This is a genomic window from Streptomyces sp. NPDC104831 (assembly GCF_055583025.1).
In genome coordinates, this window is record NZ_JBVJOT010000010.1 from 48,366 (window position 1) to 68,750 (window position 20,385).

The 20,385-nt window shown below is 74.8% G+C and carries 19 protein-coding genes; 10 read left to right on the forward strand and 9 right to left on the reverse strand.

What is annotated here, in order from left to right; all coding sequences use genetic code 11:
* Positions 1-115 precede the first annotated feature (115 nt).
* The gene (locus tag ACZ63H_RS09755) at positions 116-751 is read left to right on the forward strand and encodes a TetR family transcriptional regulator (protein ID WP_469863475.1); all 636 of its coding nucleotides are present in this window, start codon (positions 116-118) and stop codon (positions 749-751) included.
* Positions 752-826: 75 nt separating this feature from the next.
* Here ACZ63H_RS09755 and ACZ63H_RS09760 read toward each other — a convergent pair whose 3' ends face one another.
* The gene (locus ACZ63H_RS09760; protein ID WP_467934421.1) at positions 827-1,279 is read right to left on the reverse strand and encodes an Lrp/AsnC family transcriptional regulator; all 453 of its coding nucleotides are present in this window, start codon (positions 1,277-1,279) and stop codon (positions 827-829) included.
* A gap of 82 nt (positions 1,280-1,361) precedes the next feature.
* On the opposite strand from ACZ63H_RS09760, the gene ACZ63H_RS09765 reads away from it, so the two are divergent.
* The 4 genes from ACZ63H_RS09765 (at position 1,362) to ACZ63H_RS09780 (ending at position 5,257) form a co-directional block, all read left to right on the forward strand.
* A complete protein-coding gene (locus ACZ63H_RS09765) occupies positions 1,362-2,027 on the forward strand; it encodes a LysE family translocator (RefSeq protein ID WP_469863282.1) in 666 nt (221 codons plus the stop codon).
* 606 nt (positions 2,028-2,633) lie between these two features.
* Positions 2,634-3,302, forward strand: coding sequence for a pyridoxine/pyridoxamine 5'-phosphate oxidase (locus tag ACZ63H_RS09770; RefSeq protein ID WP_469863283.1), 669 nt, complete (start codon positions 2,634-2,636; stop codon positions 3,300-3,302).
* A gap of 85 nt (positions 3,303-3,387) precedes the next feature.
* Positions 3,388-3,894: a carboxymuconolactone decarboxylase family protein gene (locus ACZ63H_RS09775; RefSeq protein ID WP_469863284.1), complete on the forward strand. Its 507-nt coding sequence runs from the start codon at positions 3,388-3,390 to the stop codon at positions 3,892-3,894.
* Between the two features lie 112 nt (positions 3,895-4,006).
* A complete protein-coding gene (locus ACZ63H_RS09780) occupies positions 4,007-5,257 on the forward strand; it encodes a flavin-containing monooxygenase (RefSeq protein ID WP_469863285.1) in 1,251 nt (416 codons plus the stop codon).
* A gap of 37 nt (positions 5,258-5,294) precedes the next feature.
* On the opposite strand, the gene ACZ63H_RS09785 is transcribed toward ACZ63H_RS09780, so the two are convergent.
* Positions 5,295-6,602 (reverse strand): MFS transporter, encoded by a 1,308-nt coding sequence (locus tag ACZ63H_RS09785; RefSeq protein WP_469863286.1) that lies wholly within the window; start codon positions 6,600-6,602, stop codon positions 5,295-5,297.
* A gap of 71 nt (positions 6,603-6,673) precedes the next feature.
* Here ACZ63H_RS09785 and ACZ63H_RS09790 point away from each other — a divergent pair, with 71 nt between their 5' ends.
* Positions 6,674-7,702: a GlxA family transcriptional regulator gene (locus tag ACZ63H_RS09790; protein ID WP_469863287.1), complete on the forward strand. Its 1,029-nt coding sequence runs from the start codon at positions 6,674-6,676 to the stop codon at positions 7,700-7,702.
* On the opposite strand, the gene ACZ63H_RS09795 is transcribed toward ACZ63H_RS09790, so the two are convergent.
* Positions 7,601-8,866, reverse strand: a complete 1,266-nt coding sequence (locus tag ACZ63H_RS09795; protein ID WP_469863288.1) for an MFS transporter — start codon at positions 8,864-8,866, stop codon at positions 7,601-7,603. The two genes, ACZ63H_RS09790 and ACZ63H_RS09795, sit on opposite strands and share 102 nt — an antisense overlap.
* Positions 8,867-9,360: 494 nt before the next feature.
* Positions 9,361-9,870 (reverse strand): ATP-binding protein, encoded by a 510-nt coding sequence (locus ACZ63H_RS09800; RefSeq protein ID WP_469863477.1) that lies wholly within the window; start codon positions 9,868-9,870, stop codon positions 9,361-9,363.
* A gap of 741 nt (positions 9,871-10,611) precedes the next feature.
* Between ACZ63H_RS09800 and ACZ63H_RS09805 the strand changes: the two genes are divergently transcribed.
* Positions 10,612-12,195 (forward strand): alpha/beta hydrolase, encoded by a 1,584-nt coding sequence (locus tag ACZ63H_RS09805; protein WP_469863289.1) that lies wholly within the window; start codon positions 10,612-10,614, stop codon positions 12,193-12,195.
* Positions 12,196-12,225: 30 nt separating this feature from the next.
* Here ACZ63H_RS09805 and ACZ63H_RS09810 read toward each other — a convergent pair whose 3' ends face one another.
* Positions 12,226-13,644: a zf-HC2 domain-containing protein gene (locus ACZ63H_RS09810; protein WP_469863290.1), complete on the reverse strand. Its 1,419-nt coding sequence runs from the start codon at positions 13,642-13,644 to the stop codon at positions 12,226-12,228.
* Positions 13,641-14,159, reverse strand: a complete 519-nt coding sequence (locus ACZ63H_RS09815; RefSeq protein ID WP_469863479.1) for a sigma-70 family RNA polymerase sigma factor — start codon at positions 14,157-14,159, stop codon at positions 13,641-13,643. Before ACZ63H_RS09815 ends, ACZ63H_RS09810 begins: the two co-directional genes overlap by 4 nt.
* Positions 14,160-14,538: 379 nt before the next feature.
* On the opposite strand from ACZ63H_RS09815, the gene ACZ63H_RS09820 reads away from it, so the two are divergent.
* Both ACZ63H_RS09820 and ACZ63H_RS09825 read left to right on the forward strand, forming a co-directional pair.
* The gene (locus ACZ63H_RS09820) at positions 14,539-14,913 is read left to right on the forward strand and encodes an STAS domain-containing protein (RefSeq protein ID WP_318202867.1); all 375 of its coding nucleotides are present in this window, start codon (positions 14,539-14,541) and stop codon (positions 14,911-14,913) included.
* 198 nt (positions 14,914-15,111) lie between these two features.
* Positions 15,112-15,630: an EF-hand domain-containing protein gene (locus ACZ63H_RS09825; RefSeq protein ID WP_469863291.1), complete on the forward strand. Its 519-nt coding sequence runs from the start codon at positions 15,112-15,114 to the stop codon at positions 15,628-15,630.
* 22 nt (positions 15,631-15,652) lie between these two features.
* On the opposite strand, the gene purU is transcribed toward ACZ63H_RS09825, so the two are convergent.
* Together purU and ACZ63H_RS09835 are read right to left on the reverse strand one after the other, a co-directional pair.
* The gene (gene purU, locus ACZ63H_RS09830; protein ID WP_469863292.1) at positions 15,653-16,534 is read right to left on the reverse strand and encodes a formyltetrahydrofolate deformylase; all 882 of its coding nucleotides are present in this window, start codon (positions 16,532-16,534) and stop codon (positions 15,653-15,655) included.
* A gap of 46 nt (positions 16,535-16,580) precedes the next feature.
* Entirely contained in the window at positions 16,581-17,081 is a 501-nt protein-coding gene (locus ACZ63H_RS09835) for an SCO4402 family protein (protein WP_467934438.1), read from the reverse strand.
* 117 nt (positions 17,082-17,198) lie between these two features.
* Between ACZ63H_RS09835 and ACZ63H_RS09840 the strand changes: the two genes are divergently transcribed.
* Positions 17,199-18,530 carry an ABC transporter substrate-binding protein gene (locus tag ACZ63H_RS09840; RefSeq protein ID WP_469863293.1) on the forward strand — a complete coding sequence of 444 codons (1,332 nt, stop codon included), beginning with the start codon at positions 17,199-17,201 and terminating at the stop codon, positions 18,528-18,530.
* A 31-nt stretch (positions 18,531-18,561) separates the two neighbouring features.
* Here the strand turns inward: ACZ63H_RS09840 and ACZ63H_RS09845 are convergent, their stop codons facing one another.
* On the reverse strand, positions 18,562-20,310 hold the full coding sequence (locus tag ACZ63H_RS09845) for a hypothetical protein (protein WP_469863294.1): 1,749 nt from the start codon (positions 20,308-20,310) through the stop codon (positions 18,562-18,564).
* Between the last annotated feature and the right edge of the window lie 75 nt (positions 20,311-20,385).

A 20,385-nucleotide genomic window follows, 5' to 3' on the forward strand; every position in this document is an offset into this window, starting at 1 on the left:
GGCGCGCACCCCGCAGACCAGGCACACCTTCCCCGATCCCCCCGCGCACCCCATTTGCAGTCGGCCGAATCGCGCTCCCATCACCCCTCGGTAAGCTGACGACATGACAGGACAAGTGCGTACCGTCGACGGCCGCGTGGCCGGCCGGCGTGGGCAGGCGACCCGGCAGAAGCTGCTCGACTGCCTCAGCGAGATGCTCAGCTCCTCCCCCTACCGGGACGTCAAGGTCATCGATGTCGCGCGGAAGGCGGGAACGTCGCCCGCGACCTTCTACCAGTACTTCCCCGATGTCGAAGGCGCCGTCCTGGAGATCGCCGAGCGGATGGCGGCCGAGGGGGCCGGGCTGACCGAACTGCTCGAAGGGCGCACCTGGACCGGCAAGTCGGGCTGGCAGACCGCACAGGAACTCGTGGACGGGTTCCTGGACTTCTGGCGCCGCAACGACGCGATCCTGCGGGTGGTGGACCTCGGCGCGGCCGAGGGGGACAAACGGTTCTACAAGATCCGCATGAAGATCCTGAACTCGGTCAACAACTCCCTGGCGGACTCCATCGCGGAGCTCCAGTCGAAGGGCCGGGTGGACAAGGACGTGAACCCGGCGGCGGTGGCCGGTTCGCTGGTCGCGATGCTCGCGGCGGTGGCCGCCCACCAGAAGGGCTTCACCTCCTGGGGAGTGAAGCAGGCCGAACTGAAGCCGAACCTGGCGCTGTTGGTGCACCTGGGCGTGACCGGCAAGAAGCCGTCCAGGTAGGCGCCGCGTCTTTTACCAAGATCCAAGTCCTGTCTCGCGGGCGGTGGTTCAGCTACTGAACCACCGCCCGTTCGCCTATGCGGGCAGCGGCCGGTCCCGCACCACGTGCTTCATCACCAGCGTCGACGTCAGGCGCTGCACCCCCGGCAGGGTCGCCAGCCGCTCGTCGTACAGCCGCTGGAAGGCGGCCAGGTCGGCGGTGGCCACCCGGAGCAGGTAGTCCGGCTCCCCGAACAGCCGCTGGGCGTCCAGCACATGGTCCAGTTCGCCGACCGCCCGCTCGAACTCGGCGACCGTCTCCCGGTCCTCCTGGCGCATGGACACGAAGACCAGCGCCTCGAAGTTCAGCCCGAGCGAGCCCGGGTCCACCACCGCGCGGTAGCCCCGGATGGCACCGGCCCGCTCCAGCTCGCGCAGCCGCCGGTGGCAGGGGGAGACGCTGAGCCGCACCCGGGCGGCCAGCTCGGTCACGGTCAGCCGCCCGTCCTGCTGGAGCTCGGCAAGGATTTTCCGGTCCACGTCGTCCATGAAGAAGATATTTGCGCAGAAGTCGCGATCATGAGCAAACTTCGGAAACACTTTCGGGTAATTCGCGCCTAATGTGCCCCGCATGGACTCGGGACTCCTCTTCTCCTTCCTCGCCGTGGACCTGCTGCTGGTGTGCGTACCGGGCGCCGACTGGGCGTACGTCGTCACGACCGCCCTGCGCGGCGGCCGGGTACCACGCGCGGTGGCGGGCCTGGTCTGCGGCTACGCCCTCCACACCGCCCTGGCGACGGCGGGCCTGGCGGTCCTGGTGGCGGGCTCCCCCGGCCTGCTGACGGCCGTGACGGTGGCGGGCGCGGGGTACCTGCTGTGGCTGGGCTGGGGGGTGCTGCGCCGGCCGGCGGTGCCGGGGACGACGGGCACGGCGGTGCCGGGGGCCGCGGGCCCGGTGGCTTCGCGGGCGGATGCCGTGCCGGCGGACGGCGGCCGGCCCTTCCTCCGCGGGGCGACGATCAGCGGCCTGAACCCCAAGGGACTGCTCCTCTACCTCTCCGTGCTCCCGCAGTTCCTCACCCTGCGCGGCGCGCACCTCCCCGTGCCCGCGCAGACGGCGGTCCTCGGCCTCCTCCACATGGCGTGCTGCGCGGCCGTCTACCTCACCGTCGGCGTCCTCGCCCGCGCCCTGCTCGCGGCCCGCCCGGCGGCGGCCCGCGCGGTGACCCGCACCTCGGGCGCGGCGATGCTCGGCATCGGAGCGTTCCTCCTGGTGGAACGCCTGGCCACGCTCTAGGGTTCCCGCGCCCGGCCCCCGCCGGGCACGGCCGGAAGAGGCGGACCGTCACCGGGATGTCCCGCCCTGCCGGTCGGCCGCCGCCTCCGGGTGGGCGAGCGGGCCGGGGCCGGGCGGGAGGCCCGGTGCCGGACGCGGCCGGGAGCCGGGTACGGCCGTCCTCCGGCGGTGCCGGTGCGGCGGGATCCGGCGGGACGGCCGGGGAGCGGCGGGCACGGTCCCGAGCAGCGGCGGCTGGTTCCGCTCCCCAGGGGGCGGTGGTGCCGGGGAGGGAACGAGCACGGGCCCGGTCGTCACGGCGGCGCGCGGACGTGGCTGCTGTCGGGCCCCGGCAGCAGCCACGCCGGTTGGCCGCCGCGTCCGGGTGGGTGAGCGGGCCGGAGGGCCGGTGCCGGACGCGGCCGGGAGCCGGGTACGGCCGTCCTCCGGCGGTGCCGGTGCGGCGGGGTCCGGCGGGACGGCCGGGGAGCGGCGGGCACGGGCCCGGTCGCCCCGCCCCGGCCGGGCGCGGTCCCGGGCACCGGCGGCTGCTTCCGCTCCCCACAGCGGACGGCCCGACACGGGCGCGGCGGGAGTGAGCGCGGGCTCAGCGGTGATACTCGCCCCATGGCACAGGACGATCTTCACGAACTGCTCCGCTCGCTGCGGGTCTGGGACCCCGACGTCACCCGGCTGCCGCCCTTCGACCCGGACACCGCCCCGCCCACCCCGCTCGCCCTGTTCACGGGCTGGTTCGCGGAGGCGGTGGCGGCGGGGCAGCAGGAGCCGCACACCATGTCGCTGGCGACCGCCGACGAGGAGGGCCTGCCGGACGTGCGGATCGTGATGCTGCACGGCGCCGACGCGGACGGCTGGTCCTTCGCCACGCACGCCACGAGCCGCAAGGGCCGCGCGCTGGCCGCCCGGCCGCAGGCGGCCCTCGCCTTCTACTGGCCGGTGCTGGGCCGCCAGGTGCGGCTGCGGGGGCCGGTCGTTCCCGCGCCGCCCGAGGAGGGCCAGGCCGACCTGCACGCGCGGTCCACCGGCGCGCTGGCCGCCGCGCTGACCGGCCGGCAGAGCGAGGAGCTGGACTCCCTGGCGGAACTGCGCCGGGCCTCGGAGGCCGCCTGGGAGCGGGCCCGGGAGAACCCGGCGGAGCCGTCGCCGACCTGGACGCTGTACCGGCTGCGCCCCGAGACGGTGGAGTTCTTCCAGGGGGACCCGGCGCGGCGGCACGTGCGCCTGGAGTACCGCAGTACCGGATTCGGCTGGAGCAGGACGCTGTTGTGGCCGTGAGCGGTCCGTCCCCGCCGACCGTCACACTCGGGCGCCGCCGTCCGTCAGGGAGGTGACAGCGACGGAACGGCCCGAGGAGACGGCGATGGAGAAGCGTTCGATCACGGCGGAGGTCCCGATGGTGCCGCGCATGCCCGAGGACCCCGCGCGGCTCGTGCCCGAACTGGCGGAGGTGTCGGCGGCGTTGTGGCGGGTGACCGGCAACGGTTCGGTGCCGCGTGCCACCATCGGCCTGGTCCAGCTGCGCGCCGGCCAGATCGTCGGCAGCACCTACCTGACCGTGCTGCACACCGGTTTCCTGCGCAAGGCGGGGGAGCCGGAGGAGCGGATCGCCTCGGTGGCGTCCTGGTGGGACTCGCCGTACTTCTCCCCCGCCGAGCGCGCCGCGCTGGCCCTGGCGGAGGCGGTGCTCCGGCCGGCCGCGTCCGGCGAGCGGGTCGGCGACGAGCTGTACGCGCGGGCGGCGGAGCATTACGAGCCCAAGGCCCTCGCCACCCTGATGTTCGTGATCGGCCAGGTGAACTTCTTCATCCCGGTCGCGCTCATCGCCAAGCCGGTGCCCGGCCGGTCCTTCACGGACCCGTGGGACTGAGCCGGTTCCGTTCACGGCCCGCGCACCCTTCCCGTACACCCGTGATCAATCCGCAACCAATTCCGGTCTTGACCGAGACCCATCAAGCGGGTGGGTGATTACGCTCCCGCTCATGGCCGCCTCCCGCCCCGCCGATGTCCGCCGCCCGCCGGCCCCCGCCGACCCCCCGGTCTACGTGATCGGCGCCGGACCGGGCGGCCTGGCCGTCGCCCGGGCGCTGCGGGAGCGGGACGTGCGGGCGGTGGTCCTGGAGAAGGCCGACCGGGTCGGCGCCTCCTGGCGCGGCCACTACGACCGGCTGCGGCTGCACACCACCCGGCGGCTGTCCGCGCTGCCCGGCCTGCCCATGCCCCGCAGGTTCGGGCGCTGGGTGTCCCGGGACAACGTGGTGCGGTACCTGGAGAAGTACGCCGAGCACCACGACCTGGAGATCGTCACCGGGGTGGAGGTGCACCGCGTCGAACCGGCCGCGGACGGCACCGGGTGGCTGCTGCACGCCTCCGGGGGCCGGGAGCTGACCGGCAGCGCGGTGGTCGTCGCCACCGGCTACAACCACACCCCGCGGCTGCCCGACTGGCCGGGCCGCGAGGAGTACGGCGGCGAGCTGCTGCACGCCGCCGGCTACCGCGACGCCGGGCCGTACCGGGGCCGGGACGTGCTCGTCGTCGGCGTCGGCAACACGGGCGCGGAGATCGCCGTGGACCTGGTGGAGGGCGGGGCCGCGCGGGTGCGCCTCGCGGTGCGCACGCCGCCGCACATCCTGCGCCGCTCCACCCTCGGCTGGCCCGCCCAGTACACCGGGGTCCTCGTCCGGCGGCTGCCGGTGTGGCTGGTGGACCGGCTCGCGGGGCCGGTGGGGCGGCTGAGCACCCCCGACCTGTCCGCGCACGGGCTGCCGCGCCCGGACACCGGCCTGTACAGCCGGGTGCGGCAGGGCGCGATCCCGGTGCAGGACGCCGGTCTGATCGACGCCGTCCGCCGGGGCGCGGTGGAGGTCGTGGCCGCCGTGGAGGCGTTCGAGGACGGCACGGTGGTCCTCGCCGACGGCAGCCGGATCACACCGGACGCGGTGATCGCGGCCACCGGGTACGTCCGCGCGCTGGAGGGCCTGGTCGGGCATCTGGGCGTGCTGGACGGGCGCGGCCGGCCGGTGGTGCACGGCGGCCGCACCTCGCCGCGGGCGCCCGGCCTGTACTTCACCGGGTTCACCAATCCGATCAGCGGGATGCTGCGGGAGCTGGCGATCGACGCGGGGCGGATCGCGAAGGCGGTCGCGAAGCGGGTGGCGCGGCCGGCCCCGCGACGCCGGCGTTCCGGGCCGTTGCCTTCGCCCGGCTCGCCGACGGCCGAGCCGCGCCGGTAGGAGAGGCCGCCGCCCCGTTCCGAGCCCGGCCCCGGGTTCAGGACACGGCGGGGGCCGCGGCGGCCGGGGCGGTGCGGCGTATGACCAGGGACATCAGGGCCGCCGCCGCGCACAGCGTGCCGGCGGCGTACCAGACCGGGTCGTAGGAGCCGAAGACGTCCCGGGCGACGCCGCCGAGGTAGGCGACGAGGGCCGCGCCGACCTGGTGGGCGGCGAGCACCCAGCCGAAGACGATGGCGCTGTCCTCGCCGAACCGCTCGCGGCACAGGGCGAGGGTGGGCGGGACGGTGGCCACCCAGTCCAGTCCGTAGAAGACGATGAAGAAGATCATCGAGGGCTCTATCGCGGGGCCGAGCAGCATCGGCAGGAAGAGCAGGGACAGCCCGCGCAGGGCGTAGTAGACGGCGAGCAGGCGGCGCGGCTCGAACCGGTCGGTGAACCAGCCGGAGGCGATCGTGCCGGCGACGTCGAACACGCCGATGACCGCGAGCAGCGAGGCCGCCGTCGTCACGGGCATGCCGTGGTCGTGCTCGGCGGGCACGAAGTGGGTCTGCACCAGGCCGTTGGTGGAGGCGCCGCAGATCGCGAAGGTGCCGGCGAGCAGCCAGAAGGTGCCGGTGCGCACGGAGCGGGACAGCACGGTGAGCGTGCGGCGGGCGGCACCGGCGGCCGGCGGCGGCTTGGGCACGAACTCCGCGGCGCCGTACGGCCTGTCGCCCACGTCGGCCGGATGGTCGCGCAGCAGCAGCCAGACCAGGGGGACCACCGCCAGCGCGGTCAGCGCCACCGTGACGGCGGCGGGGCGCCAGCCGTGGTCCTCCACGACCCAGGACAGCAGCGGGAGGAAGACCAACTGGCCGGAGGCGGAGGCCGCGGTGAGGATGCCGCTGACCAGTCCGCGGCGTGTGGCGAACCAGCGGTTGGTGACCGTCGCGGCGAACGCCAGCGCCATGGAGCCGGTGCCCAGTCCCACCAGCAGGCCCCAGCACAGCAGCAGTTGCCAGGGCGCCGTCATCCACACGGTCAGGCCGGAGCCGAGTGCGATCACGGTGAGCGCGGCGGCGACCACCCGCCGGATGCCGAAACGATCCATCAGAGCGGCGGCGAAGGGCGCGGTCAGCCCGTACAGGGCCAGGTTGACGGAGACGGCCGCGCCGATCGTGCCACGCGACCAGCCGAACTCCCCGTGGAGCGGGTCGATGAGCAGGCTGGGCAGCGAGCGGAAGGCCGCCGCGCCGGTGATCGTGACGAACGTGACGGCGGCGACGAACCACGCGCGGTGCACACGGCGGCGGCGCCGGGCGGGCGGGGCCTGGACGGGGGCGGCTTGGGTTGTCTGAGTCACCTCCCGAGCCTCCGGTTTTCCCACCCGCCCCATCGAGTGGCCCGAAGGACATCCTTCGCTAGGATCGGGCCATGACCGACGAGGGGGAGTTCCGGCCGCACCGGGTCGCCGTGCTCGCCATGGACGGCCTGCTGCCCTTCGAACTGGGCATCCCCCACCGGATCTTCGGCCGCCCCCGTGACGCGCGCGGCCGGCGCCTGTACGAGGTCGTGACCTGCTCCGTCCGTCCGCCCGGCCCGGTCCGGACGGACGCCGACTTCTCCATCGACGTCCCGCACGGCCCACGGGAGCTGGCCACCGCCGACACGGTGATCATCCCGGCCTCCTACGAACTGGGCCCGGTCTACGAGGAGGGGCGGCTCACCGACGAACTCGCCGGCGCCCTCTCCCATGTACGCCCCGGCACCCGGCTCGCCTCCATCTGCACCGGCGCCTACGTCCTCGCCGCCGCCGGCCGGCTGGACGGCCGCCCGGCCACCACGCACTGGGCGGACGCCGAGCGGTTCCAGCGGCTGTTCCCCCGGGTCGAGGTGGACGCCAACGTGCTGTTCATCGACGACGGCGACGTGCTGACCTCGGCCGGGGTGGCCGCCGGGATCGATCTGTGCCTGCACCTGGTGCGCCGCGACTTCGGCACGGCGGTCGCCAACGAGGTCGCCCGGGTCACGGTCGTACCGCCCCACCGGGACGGCGGTCAGGCCCAGTACGTCCAGCGCCCGGTGCCCGATCCGCGGCGCGCGACGACGGCGACCGCCCGCGCCTGGGCCCTCGGCCGGCTCCACGAGCCGATCCAGCTGCGGGACATGGCCGCCCAGGAGGCGATGTCGGTACGCACCTTCACCCGCCGCTTCCGCGAGGAGACCGGCATCAGTCCCGGGCAGTGGCTCACCCGGCAGCGCGTGGAGCGGGCCCGGCAACTGCTGGAGTCCACCGCGCTGTCGATGGACCGGGTGGCCCGGGAGTCCGGCTTCGGCACGGCCCAGTCAATGCGCCAGCACCTACAGGCCGCGCTGGGCGTCACCCCCACCGCCTACCGGCGCACCTTCCGCACCGGCGGCGCCGAGCGGCACGACGGCACCGGCACCGGCACCCCGCGCTGACCGGCCGGCGCGCAGCTCGCCCCACCAGCCCACCGCCGTCAGCAGCAGGGTGAGCGCCACGCCCGCCAGGATCGCCGTCGAGGGCGTGGTGAGCGGCAGCAGGGCACCGGCGAGCGAGCCGGTGGCCGCGTATCCGGCGCCGACGGCGGCGTACATGACCGAGTACCCGGCCGCCAGGGCGTGCGGCGGCAGCGCCTCGCGCAGCGACAGGTTGCGGGTGAGCAGCGCGCCGGACTGGAGCAGCCCCGCGGCGGCCAGCGCCACCGCCATGCCCGGCACCGCGGGTATCAGGGCGACCAGGCACACCGCGGCCGACATCCCCGCCATCAGCACCACGCTGCGGGTGGCGAGCCGGCCCGGCCAGGAGCGCAGTCCGTACACGAAGGCGCCGACGGCGGAGGCCACCGACATCACCGTCAGCAGCGGGCCCGCCCAGCCGACGCCGATGCCGCGCTGTTCCAGCAGGGCGGGCAGGACCAGTTCGGCCAGCGACAGCAGGGACAGCCCGGCCGCGCCGGTGACGTACACCGGCCAGGCGCCGGCCAGTACGCGCAGCTTGGAGACGCCCCGCGCACCGGGTCCGTCCGGCTCCGCCGCCCAGCCGGCCGGCAGCAGCCACAGGCCCAGCGCGGAGGCCGCCATCAGGGCGGCCGCGAGCAGCAGCGGCAGACGTGGGCCGACGCCGAGGGCGAGCGCGGTGACGGCGGCCGGGGAGACGGCCCAGACGCCGAACGTGAGCATCGACTCGACGGAGAGCGCCTGGGCCGCCGCGTGCCGGGGGACCAGGGAGGTGAGCTGGGCCCGCAGCGCGCCGGGCGCCGCGGCGGGACCGGCTCCGGCGAGGAAGGCGAAGGCGGCGAGCGGCGCGGCGGGCGCGCCGGCGAACGCCCCGAGGCCGGCGAAGCCGGCGGCGCCCGCGGCCAGGCCGGCGGCCAGCTGCGGACGGGCCCGGGCGGGGTCCAGGCGCATGCCGAGGACGGGGGCGCCGACGATCTCGCCGAGGACGTAGGCGGCGGCCAGGGCCGCGCCCAGCGTGTAGCCGCCGGGGCGCTCGCGGACCAGGAAGACCAGGGCCAGCGGGGCCATGGCCACCGGCATCCGGGCGCCGACGGCCACCACGGCCCAGGTCAGGACCCGCCGGGAGAGGACATCGCGGTAGCTCATGCCCCGACGGTAGGGGCCGGCACCGACAACCGCCTCCCCCATTTCCGGAGCCTGTGGACAACTCCGCCCCGCCCCTTCGCCGTCGGCGGTGACCGGGGCCCGTACCCGCGCTTCTGACGTTCCGTCACCGCACGCGCCCTGACGGATGCCCGGAGCCGGGCGCCGGGGCGCCGCCCGGAGTGGGCCACGTGTGCGAGGGGGCGCGGTCGCGGACGACACGCTCGCTTTTGAGATCTTCCCGCCCGCGACCGAGAATCCGTGGGCCGCCCGCGCACGCCCCGCGCCTGATGGAGACGGGCATGCCGCGGCCCGGAGGCGGGATCCCGAAAGTTGTCCACAGCCTGTGGAGAAAGCGGCCGGTGCGCGTTCGGGCTGCCGGCGGCGGCCGGGCGCTTCGCCGGTGCGACGGGCACGCCGGTGGCACCGGCGGCGGTCCTGTGACCGGCGGCGCCGGTGCGCGCGGGACGGTTCGGTGAGGAGCGGCGGGCGCTCGGCTACACCGCTTCGAAGGCGAGCCCCTCGTACGCGGACAGTCCGCCTCCGTACGCCAGCGCCGCGCCCCGCCGGGGCGGTGAACACCGGTCCAGTTCGCACCAGATGCTCTTGCCGGCGCCCTCGGGGCTCCAGCCCCAGCGGTCGGCGAGACACTCCACGAGGGCGAGGCCCCGCCCACCGGTGGCGTCGTCGCCGGCGCACCGGGGTTGGGGCGCCCGGTCGCTGGTGTCGGCGACCTCCACCCGCACCGGGTCCGACGCGCCGCCCCCGGCCGCAGCGCCGGCCCCGGCCGCAGCGCCGCTCCCGGCGGCCGCGCACGGCAGACAGAGCCGCAGCACGGCCGGCCGGCCCGTGTGCACCACGGCGTTGGTCACCAGTTCGGAGACGAGCAGGATCAGGGTCTCGGCCAGCGGCTCGTCGGCCGTTATCCCCGACCCGGCCAGCCGCGAGCGGGCCCACCGCCTGGCCCTCCCCACCTCCGCGGGGTCGGGCCGGATCTCCAGCTGCACTCGAAGCACCTGCACCGCTCACACCATCCGAACCGGCGGACACATGACCCCACGCCATCCGCGCGCCACGGCGTCCGCCGCGGCGACGATCACGACGAGGGCCACGATCGTAGCCATTTTCTGCATGGCCAGGACAACGACCAGAGCCGAGAGTCACGGAATGTGACTCCCTTACTGCACAGCATGGTTGACTGACAGTCACGCCAACAAGCGCTTCGGGCATATTCCCGCGCGAAGGAGTACGTGTGAGGGATACTGTGCGACGCTCTTGACGCCGAGTCGAACAAACCCGGGGCCACGGCCCCAACCGCCGTGCGAGCAGCGGCGGGCGCCGCGCGGTCCGGCATCACCCCGGGGGCGGCTCCGGCCGGACCCGGGTGCGCGGACCCTCGCGCCCTCCCTCACGGTACCCGAGCGGCCGGGTGCTCGCGGACCGTGACGACTCCGGCGGACGGCACCCTCGGCTGTCGACGCTCCGTAACCAACGATTGCCACGATCCGTAACATCGTGGGCCAAGGCTTCGCCGCGCGACGGGCTCAAGCACCGGTCTCGGATGCTTTTTCCGACCTCCTGGACAAGACGGCGGGAAGCGCGACGCGGTTGTCCGACTCCGGGACCATTCGCCGGGCGCCGTCTCCGACCGAGGCGTCAGAAACCCCGCCGCCAGGGAGGATTCGTCCGGCTCGCGCGCGCGACAGGGTGGACGGGTTCCCTGTCCACCGACCGAAGGACCTCCACCCGTGCGAAGCAGCAGAACCGCCTCCCTGCTGGCGGCCGGTGCCGCCGCCGTCATGGTTCCCGTGCTCCTCCCGGCCACGGCCACGGCCACGGCCTACGCCGCCACCGACCCGCTCGGCCGGTACCTCACGCAGAAGCCGGCGTGGCACCGCTGCGCCCCGGACGCGCCGGCCGCCTTCCAGTGCGCCACGGTCAAGGTGCCGCTCGACTACAGCCGCCCGGGCGGCAAGAAGCTCGACCTCGCGATATCCAGGTGGAAGACGAGCACCAGGAAGGACCACCGGGGCGTGCTCCTGCTCAACCCGGGCGGGCCGGGCGGCAGCGGCCTCGACATGCCCCTGTTCCTGGGCGGCGAGCTGCCCAAGTCCGTGAAGAACACCTACGACCTCGTCGGCTTCGACCCCCGGGGCGTCGGCGAGAGCTCCCCGGTCGGCTGCGGCCTGACCGACAGCGAACGGAACTGGGAACGCCCCTACAAGGCGGCGACGTTCGCCAAGGACGTGGCGTGGGCCCGGACCGTCGCCGAGAAGTGCCACGCCCGGCAGGGCGGCAAGCTCCGCCACATCTCCACCCGCAACACCGCCCGCGACATGGACGTGATCCGCGCCGTGCTCGGCGAGAAGAGGATCTCCTACCTCGGGTACTCGTACGGCACCTACCTCGGCGCGGTCTACACGCAGATGTTCCCCGGGCGCACCGACCGCTTCGTGCTGGACAGCGCCGTCGACCCGGCCCGCGTCTGGCGCGGCATGATCCAGGTCTGGGCGGAGGGCGCCGAACCCGCCTTCGCCCGCTGGACCGAGTGGACCGCCCGCCACCACTCCGCCTACCGGCTGGGCGCGACGCCCGAGGCGGTCCGCAAGACCTTCTACGACCTGGTCGCCCAGGCCGACCGCAAGCCGATCGACCTCGACGGCATGCGGATGACCGGGGACGACATCCGCTCCTTCAGCCGTCCCACGTTCTTCAGCGTGCGGGACGGCGCCGAGTGGATCGTCTCGCTGAAGAAGGCCGCCGCGGGCAAGCCCGCCGGGCGGGGGCTCAGGACGCCCGCGCCCCTCCCGCCGTCGTTCGCCCGTGCCACGCCCGAGGACAACGGCGACGCCGCCTTCTGGTCCGTCCTGTGCGCCGACCAGCGCGACTGGCCGCGTGACCCCGGGCGGTACCGCACCGACGCGATCCGGGACAAGGAGAAGTACCCGCTGTACGGCGACTTCGGCTCCTCCATCAAGCCGTGCGCCTTCTGGAAGACCGGCGGCGAGCGCACCACCAAGGTGGACAACACCGTCCGCGCGCTGATCCTGCAGAACGAGTGGGACCCCCAGACGCCGCTGACCAGCGGCCAGGGCCTGCGCCGCGCCATGAAGGGCGCGAAGATGGTCACGGTCGCCGGGGGCGTCGGGCACGGCGTCTACGGCACCAAGTCGTGCGCCGACAAGACGGCCACGGCCTACCTGACCACCGGCAAGCTGCCGTCGGGGGACACCACCTGCAAGGCCGCGCCGGAGGCGGCCGGGCGCACCGGCCTGCTCCCGCTGCCCCTGCCGGGATCCCGGGACCTGCCGGGCCCGGGCAGCCGCTTCTGAGGCCGCTCGCCCCCGACCGGACCCCTCCGGTCACATCCGGCTGAGGCTCGCCGCCGCGTACAGCACGTCGCGGACCGCCCGGCGGTCGCCGTCCTGGCCCGCCGCGGCGTCCTCCGGGGACACGTGGCCCGCGGCGAGCCTGCAGAACTCCACGCCGTCGAGCACCACATGGGCCACCTCCAGTTCCGCGGAGCCCCGGGCCGCCGGCGAGTCCAGCGGGATCAGCCACTCGCCGCCGGCGTCGCCCTCGATCTCCAGCCGCAGACTGCGGCCGGGCGCGCCGGCCGGCACCAGGTGCGGGGTGCTGCGGCCCGGCTCGGACAGGCCCGCGCGGCGGCGCCCGGCGAGCACCGTCGGCAGCACGCGGGCCGCGAAGGCGATCATCCGGTGCAGATGCCGGGGCGTCGGCACCGGGTACGGGTAGTCCACCGCCTGGGCGATGTCCTCGGCGTGCACCCAGCACTCGAAGGCGCGGTCCAGCATCGCGTCGTGCAGCGGCAGCGTGAAGTCGCCGTAGGCAACCGGCAGTCCGCCGGTGTGGCCGCCGGTGAAGGACACCGTGCGCACCAGCGCGTGGCTCTGCTCCCGCCAGGGCCCGCGCACCGCGTGCGGGGGCGCCGGGTGCGCGGTCCGCCAGTACGCCTCCGTGCGGCCGGCCGGTCCCGGGGCGCCCTGGTCCGCCGCGCCGGGGAGCCCGGCCAGCGGGTCCGGGAGCCCGAGCGCGGCGGCGATCAGCCCGTCCACCGCGAGCAGGTGCGCCATCACCCCGGCGACGGTCGTACGACGGCTCGCCGGGGTGTCGTTCTCGAACCAGCGCAGTTCCACCCGCGCCTCCCACTCCGCCTTCCCGAAGTCTTGGAGCAGCGCGTCCAGCCGGGCGGTCTCGGCGTCGTACGGCGCGGCCCAGTCGGGCACCGGGATGCGCGGCGGCCGGCGCCGCAGACAGCTCTCCAGGACGCGGGTGCGCAGGCCGGGGTCCAGGTCGAGGCTCTCCGGCTGGTGCAGCAGGCCGACCGCCTCGCGCAGCCGGCGGGCCTCGTCGGCGCAGGAGCCGCAGCCGCCCAGGTGGTTCTCCACGGCCGCCGTCTCCGCGGCCGAGCAGGCGGCCAGCGCCCAGGCACCGAGCAGCGACTTCAGTACGTCGTGCGGCAGGTCGAGCGGTGGCACGGGTGCGAGGTCCCCCAGGTCGGCGAGGCCGGTCAGCGCGAGTCCGCTGTCCTCCACGGAGGCGCGGGGCGTGGGTATCCGCGGGCCGGGCACGGCCCCGGACCGTCCGGCGCTCCGGTCGGCACCGCCCGGCGGCCCGAAGCGGCCACCGGGACCGTCCGGGTCGCGGCGGCCACCGGAGCCGCTCTCCCGGTGCTCCCCCGGCTCCTCCCCGTCCCGGTGGTCGCCGGCGACGCCGTGGGCGTTCCCGCGCGTCGCCCCCAAGCGGTCCGGGCCGCTCACACCGCACCCCGGTATCCCGGCGGGGTGGCGGCGTCGTGGGCGGTGGCCAGGAGCTGGAGGCCGAGGCGGAGCCGGCGGCGGGCCTCGTCCTCGGTGACGCCGAGGTCCCGCGCCGTCTGGCGGTAGTCGCGGCGCTGGTTGTAGGCCAGGTCCAGGGCGGCGCGCAGCGGGGCGGGCATGGAGTGGACGATGTAGTCGGCGCGGGCGGCGACCGAGGCGCGGCGCACCGTGCTCTCCGGTTCCTCGTGCCGCGGCCGCTCCCGTTCCGCGCGGTCCCGCAGCCGTCGCACCGCGACCCGCTGGGTGACCTCGGCGAGCCAGGAGCGCAGCGGGCCCTCCTTGGGGTCGTAGCCCTCGGGGTGCTCCCAGACGTGGGCGAAGACCTCGCGGGTGACGGCGTCGGCGGCCGGTTCGTCGTCCAGCACGCGGTGGGCGAGGTGGTGCACCAGGGAGGCGAACCGGTCGTACATCTCGCCGAGGGCCGCCGCCTCGCCGCGGGCGAGCCGCTGCTGCATCTTGCGGTCCCACCGGGGCGACAGGTCGTTCCTGCCCACGCGGTCCCCTCCCCTCGCCGTGCCCGGCCACCGGGCCGGCCGGCCCCGTCCTCTCGAATGTAGTCGGGCACTCTGACAGGGCACGCTCCTTTGTGCCAATGTGCGCCCCTGGAGCCCCTTCTCGTGATAGTGCCCTCTTCACACAACCTTCACGCAGGGCTTGAGCCTGCTTGATCGAACTCGATCGTTGATGACTGAAACACGACCCTTATCGATCAACCCCCGTTTGCGGCCTCACGTTTCAGGGAACGGCCGGTGGGCAGCCGCGCGAAAGGAAACGTAGGAACTGCTTCCGTTTCCGGGCGGTTCCGGGACATCCGGCGAGCGGAGGAGCAGGGCCGTGGCATTCAAGGTGACCGGCGTCGAACAGGGCCAGTGGGCCGTGCTCCGGGTGTCCGGGGAACTGGACCTGATGACCTCGCCGGTGCTGCGCCAGCACGTGCACGACGCCGTCGCCGAGGGACACCACAGCCTCGTCGTGGACCTCTCCGACGTCTTCTTCTGCGATTCCAGCGGGGTCGGCGTCCTCATCGCCGCCCGCCGGCTGATCCGCTCCTGCCAGGGCCGGCTGCGGCTGATCCTGCCGGACCGGGGCGCCGTCGACGGCTCGCACGTCAACCGGGTGCTCGGCGCCCTCGGCGTCCGCCGCCTCTTCGACGTCCACCCCGACCTCGACTCCGCGACCACCGACGAGGCCGGGCCGCTGTCCGCCTGAGCGCCCGCCGGACGGGACGACGCCCCGGCGCGGCCACGGCGTTGTCGCGGAATTTCCCCGGTCTTGGTGCAGTCGTCGGTTTTCCGCCATCCGGCGGCCACCGGCGTCGTACGCTCCCAGCCAGGCCCCCGGACCCGCGCGGTCCCGCGGACCCCCCATGTACGACACGTACGACGCACACGTAAGGCGGCCCCCCACATGGTCAGCACCGAGTACGAACGCCGGATCGCCGCCCGCTTCGCCGGCTTCGACCAGGACGGCAACGGCTACATCGACCGCGCGGACTTCAACGCGGCGGCCAAGGCGCTGCTCGCCGAGTTCGCCGTGCCCGCCCGCTCCGCCGCGGGCCAGGCGCTGTACGCCGGCGCGGAGGCGTTCTGGCAGGGCATGGCCGGCATCGCCGACCGGGACGGCGACCAGCGCATCACCCGCCAGGAGTTCGTCACCGGCGCGGTCAAGCGGCTGCGCGACAACCCCGACCGGTTCGCCGAGATCGCCCGGCCCTTCCTGCACGCGGCCCTGGCGGTGGCCGACACGGACGCCGACGGCCGGATCACCGTCCCCGACGCCGCCCGCGTCCTGCGCGCCCTGCGCGTGCCGGCCGGGGCCGCCGAGACGGCCGCCGCCGCGCTCGACACCGACGGCGACGGCGGGATCGACGAGCGGGACGCCGTCCCCGCCTTCGCCCGCTACTTCACGGTGCCCGAGCAGCCGTGAGGGCCGCCCGGGGCGCCCGGGTTCAGGCGAACACCACGGTCCGGCGGCCGTTGAGCAGGATGCGCCGCTCGGCGTGCCACTTGACGGCCCGGGCGAGCGCCTGGCACTCCACGTCGCGGCCGATGGCCACCAGCTGGTCCGGCGTCACACCGTGCCCGACCCGCTCGACCTCCTGCTCGATGATCGGCCCCTCGTCCAGGTCCGCGGTGACGTAGTGCGCCGTCGCGCCGATCAGCTTCACGCCCCGCGCGTGCGCTTGGTGGTACGGCTTCGCGCCCTTGAAGCTCGGCAGGAACGAGTGGTGGATGTTGATGATCCGGCCGCTGAGCTGCTTGCACAGGTCGTCCGAGAGGACCTGCATGTAGCGGGCCAGCACGACCAGTTCGATCCGCTCCTCGCGCACCAGCTCCAGCAGCTTCGCCTCGGCCTCGGACTTGGTGTCCTTGGTGACCGGGATGTGGTGGAAGGGAATGTTGTACGAACCCACCAGCTCTGCAAAATCGGTGTGATTCGACACCACACCGACGATCTCCACCGGGAGCGCGCCGATCCGCGCCCGGAACAGCAGGTCGTTCAGGCAGTGCCCGAACTTGCTGACCATGAGCAGGATGCGCATCTTCTGGTCGGCCCGGTGGATCTGCCAGTCCATGTGGAAGGAGTCGCCGACCGCGGCGAAGCTCGCCCGCAGCTTCTCCACCGTCACCGGCGCCTCGGCCGAGAAGTGGACGCGCATGAAGAACAGTCCCGTGTCGTGGTCGCCGAACTGCTGGCTGTCCTCGATGTTGCAGCCGGTCATGAACAGATAGCTGGACACGGCGTGCACGATGCCCTGCTTGTCCGGGCAGGAAAGCGTCAGGACGTACTGGTCGGCCGGGGCGGCGGCGGAAGCGGACTGATCGGTCATGCAGTACAGGGTCCCATACCGGCCGCCCCGCCCGGGCCGCCGCCCGCTAAGCGGAACGCGTCAGGATCCGCAGGACCTCAAGGCTCTTCGGCGCCGTGTCCGGGTCCTCCCCGTCGCTCACCGACATCCGCACGTGCGCGTCCCGCGCCGCCCGCACCGCGTCCGGCCAGGAGGGGTGGTCCAGGTACGCGGCGACCGGCGCGTCCGGGCCGACCTCGTGCATGATCCGCAGCACCCGCAGCACGGCGGTGTCGACGAGCGCCGCCTCCTGCGAGTCCCGGAATATGGTGCCGACGTACTTCTCCGCCGACCAGTTGTCCAGCCAGGTGTCCTCCACCAGCCGGTACACGGCGTCCGTGACGTCGCCGTAGCCGTCCACGCCGGCCAGCCAGACCTCGCGCTGGAACACCGGGTCGGAGAGCATGTGCAGCGCCGAGCGCACATTGCTGCGCCACCGCCACCACGGCATGTCGTTCAGGGGCATGCCGCCCATGGTGGAGGAGCGGCGGCCGCGACGGGAAGAGTTCTCCGAACCTTGCACGGTCACCGATCGTACGTTCCGCGCCGCCCCGGGCCCAGCGGACCCCGTAATTCACCCCCGCGTCACCTTTCATTGACCGTGGGTCACTCCCGGGTTAGCGGTGTGAGGGAATCGTGCGGGTGCATGACCGGCAGGCGACGCACTCGCACCACCCTTCCCGCCTCTTCCCGCCTCCTCGGCCCCGCCCGGGCCGCCGCCCTCGCCGCGGGCGCCATGGCCCTGTGCGCGTCGTTCACCGCCGCGTGCGGACTCGTCCCCGGTGCCACGGGGGGCTCCGGGGACGACCCGGTCACGGTGATGACCTGGGCCCCGCAGGACACCGACGCGACCAACAAGCCCGGCATGCCCGCGATGGCCCTCGCCTACGCGAAGTGGGTCAACTCGCACGGCGGCATCAACGGCCGCGAGCTGAAGGTGCTGACCTGCAACGACCACAACGACAGCGTGGGCGCGGCACGGTGCGCGAAGCGGGCCGCGGCCGAGGACGCGGTCGCGGTGGTCGGCTCCTACAGCCAGTTCGGCGATTCCTACCTCGCCCCGCTGGAGGGCGCCGGCATCCCCTACATCGGCGGCTACGGCGTCACCAACGACGAGTTCACCGGCTCCATGTCCTACCCGGTCAACGGCGGCCAGCCCGCCCTGCTGGCCGGCCTCGGCAGAGCCCTCGCGGCGGGCTGCGGAAACGTCGCCCTGGTCCGCCCCGACAGCATCGCCGGCGACCAGTTGCCGGTGCTGCTCGACGCGGGCCTGAAGGCCGGCGGGCACGCGGACGCCGGCGACCAGCTCGCCGCCGAGGACGCCACCGAGTACGGCGGCCAGGCGGACCGGGCGCTGCGCCACGCGACCGGGGACCCGGCCCGCGAGGGCTGTGTGGTGCCCGCGCTCGGCGACCGCACGAACACCTTCATGGACTCCTTCCGACGGGCCCGCGCGAACCACCCGGACGTGCGCACGGCCACCGTGCTCGGCAGCGTCGACCAGACGGTGATCAACGCCACGGGCGGGGCGTCCGGGCCGTACGAGGGGGCGTACGTCACCGGCTGGTACCCGGCCGCCTCCGATCCGCGCTGGGGCCCGATGAAGAAGGTGATCAGCGAGGCGGCCTTCGACGACGACCGCATCGACCCCGCCGACGCCGGGGTGCAGACCACGTGGATCGCCTACACCGTGCTGCGGGCCGTCCTGGAGAGGATCGGCGACGGCGAGGTGAGCGCCGACACCGTGCGGCGCACCCTCAACGACGGCCTGCGGATCTCCACCAACGGCCTGACCCCGACCCTGAGCTGGCCCTACGCGGGCCGGCTCGCCTCGGTCGGCTTCCCGCGGCTGGTCAACGCGGACGTCACCCTCCAGGTGGTCCGGGACGGCCGGCTGGTCGCGGCCGGGCAGCGCATCGGCGACAGGAACGGCGTCGCCGACATGACCCCGGTGCTGGAGCGGGCCGACGTGGCGTGACGGGCCCCGGCGCCGGGACCCGTCACGCGGTTCACAGCTGGGTGGGCTGGCGCTCGGTCAGGCCGTACTGCCGGGCGATCGCGTTCCACAGCGGCGCGGCCTTGCCCTTCTGCTCGGTCGCGGTCTTGCTCTCCCGGTTGCCCGCCTGGGTCTCGCCGGTGGAGCGGGCCTGGCCCTTGTGGCAGCCCTTGCGCCCCTTGGCCTGGTCGGCCCAGGCCGCGTAGTGGTTGTCGGCCGCGGCGGACGCCTGCCAGGCCCTGGTCAGCGCGTCCCTGAGCGGGCCCTGCGCGGGCAGCTTGTCCGTGGGCAGCTTGTTCAGCCGGGTGACCAGCTCGCCGCGCTGCCGGGCCGCGTCCCGCAGATCGGCGGCGGCCCGGTCGAGGTTGTCGCACGTGCGGACGTCGGCGACCGCCTGGATCACCGCGGCCCGGCTGCTGCCGCTGTCCGCGAGCAGCTTGTCCAGCTCGACCGCCTGCTGCCGGGCGGGGTCGACGGTGGGCGAGGCGGGGGCCGAGGGGGTCGCCGACGCGGCGGTGACCGGCTTGTCGTCCCCGGCCGTGTCGCCGTCCGTGCCCCCGCCGCCGGCGCCGAGCAGGGCGCCGGCGCCCACGCCCACCACGATCAGGCCCACGGCGGCCGCGGCGATCAGCGGCACCCGCGACCGGCCGCCGCGCCGCCCGCCGCCCTCGGCCGGCCCGTCCTCGTCGTACGACGGCCGCGCCGCGCGGTACGGCGGCGGCGCCGCGCCGGGGTAGGCGTCCGGCTGCTCGACGCGCGGGAGCTGCTGGGTGGAGCCGGCCGGGCCGTCCCCGCCCGCGGGCCCGCCGCGGAAGAGGTTGTCGAACTCGGCGGGCGGCTGCCGGTCCGCGCCCTGCGCCGGCACCGGCGCCTGGATCTGGGTCTCGGCGGCGTAGGGCGGGATGTACTGCGTGGCCTCGGCGTCGGAGGGCGCGGGCCCCGGCTGCCGGGACGCCCGGCCGAGGTAGCGGGTCTCCTCGGCACCCGACTCCGGCGGCAGCGCGCTCGCGGCCACCGGCGGGATGTACTGGGTGGCCGCGTCGGCGCCGGGGCCGCCGGGCCCCGGGGTGACGGGCGGTATGTACTGCGTGGCGCCGTCGGCCGGTGCGGCCTGCACGGGCGGGATGTACTGGGTGGCGCCCTCGTCGCCGCCCTGGGCCGGAACCGGCGGGAGGTACTGCGTCGCGGCGTCGGCCGGCGGCGGCAGCGGGGCCCCCGCGGCGGGCGGCAGCGGCGCGGCGGGCGCCGCCGGATACGGCTGCCCCTGGTACGGCGGCTGGGGCTGCTGTTCCTGGTACGGCTGCTGGTTCTGCTGTCCCGGGTACGGCTGCTGGTTCTGCTGTCCCGGGTACGGCGGCTGGGGCTGCTGGTACGGGCCGGGCGCGCCGTAGGCGGGCTGCGCGGGCGCGCCGTAGGCGTCGGGGCCGGGCCGGCCGGCGTGGGGATAGCCGTACCCGGGCGCCTGGCCGCCGTACGACGGGGCCGGGGCGCCCTCCGGGGGCAGCGGGCCGGGGCCCGCGGACGGGGACTGCCCGGGGCCGGTCCACTGGGGGGCCGCCGCCGGGGGCAGGCCCTGGTCCTGCCCCGGCGCCTGCCGTCCCGGCCCCCAGGAGCCGTCCCAGCCCTGGCCGCCGGCCGGGGCGGCGGGCCCGGGCGGCGCGGTCGTGCCCGGCAGCAGGGGCTCGCCTCCGTCGGAGGGCAGCACGATGCCTTCGCGCGCGGGCCGCGCCGACGGCTCCTCGCCCTGTCCACTCTGCGTCACCGGGACTCCTACTAATGGGGGACCTTGTGAATCGTCGGCACACGCTACCGGGTCCCCCGAGGCAGGTGCCACGCA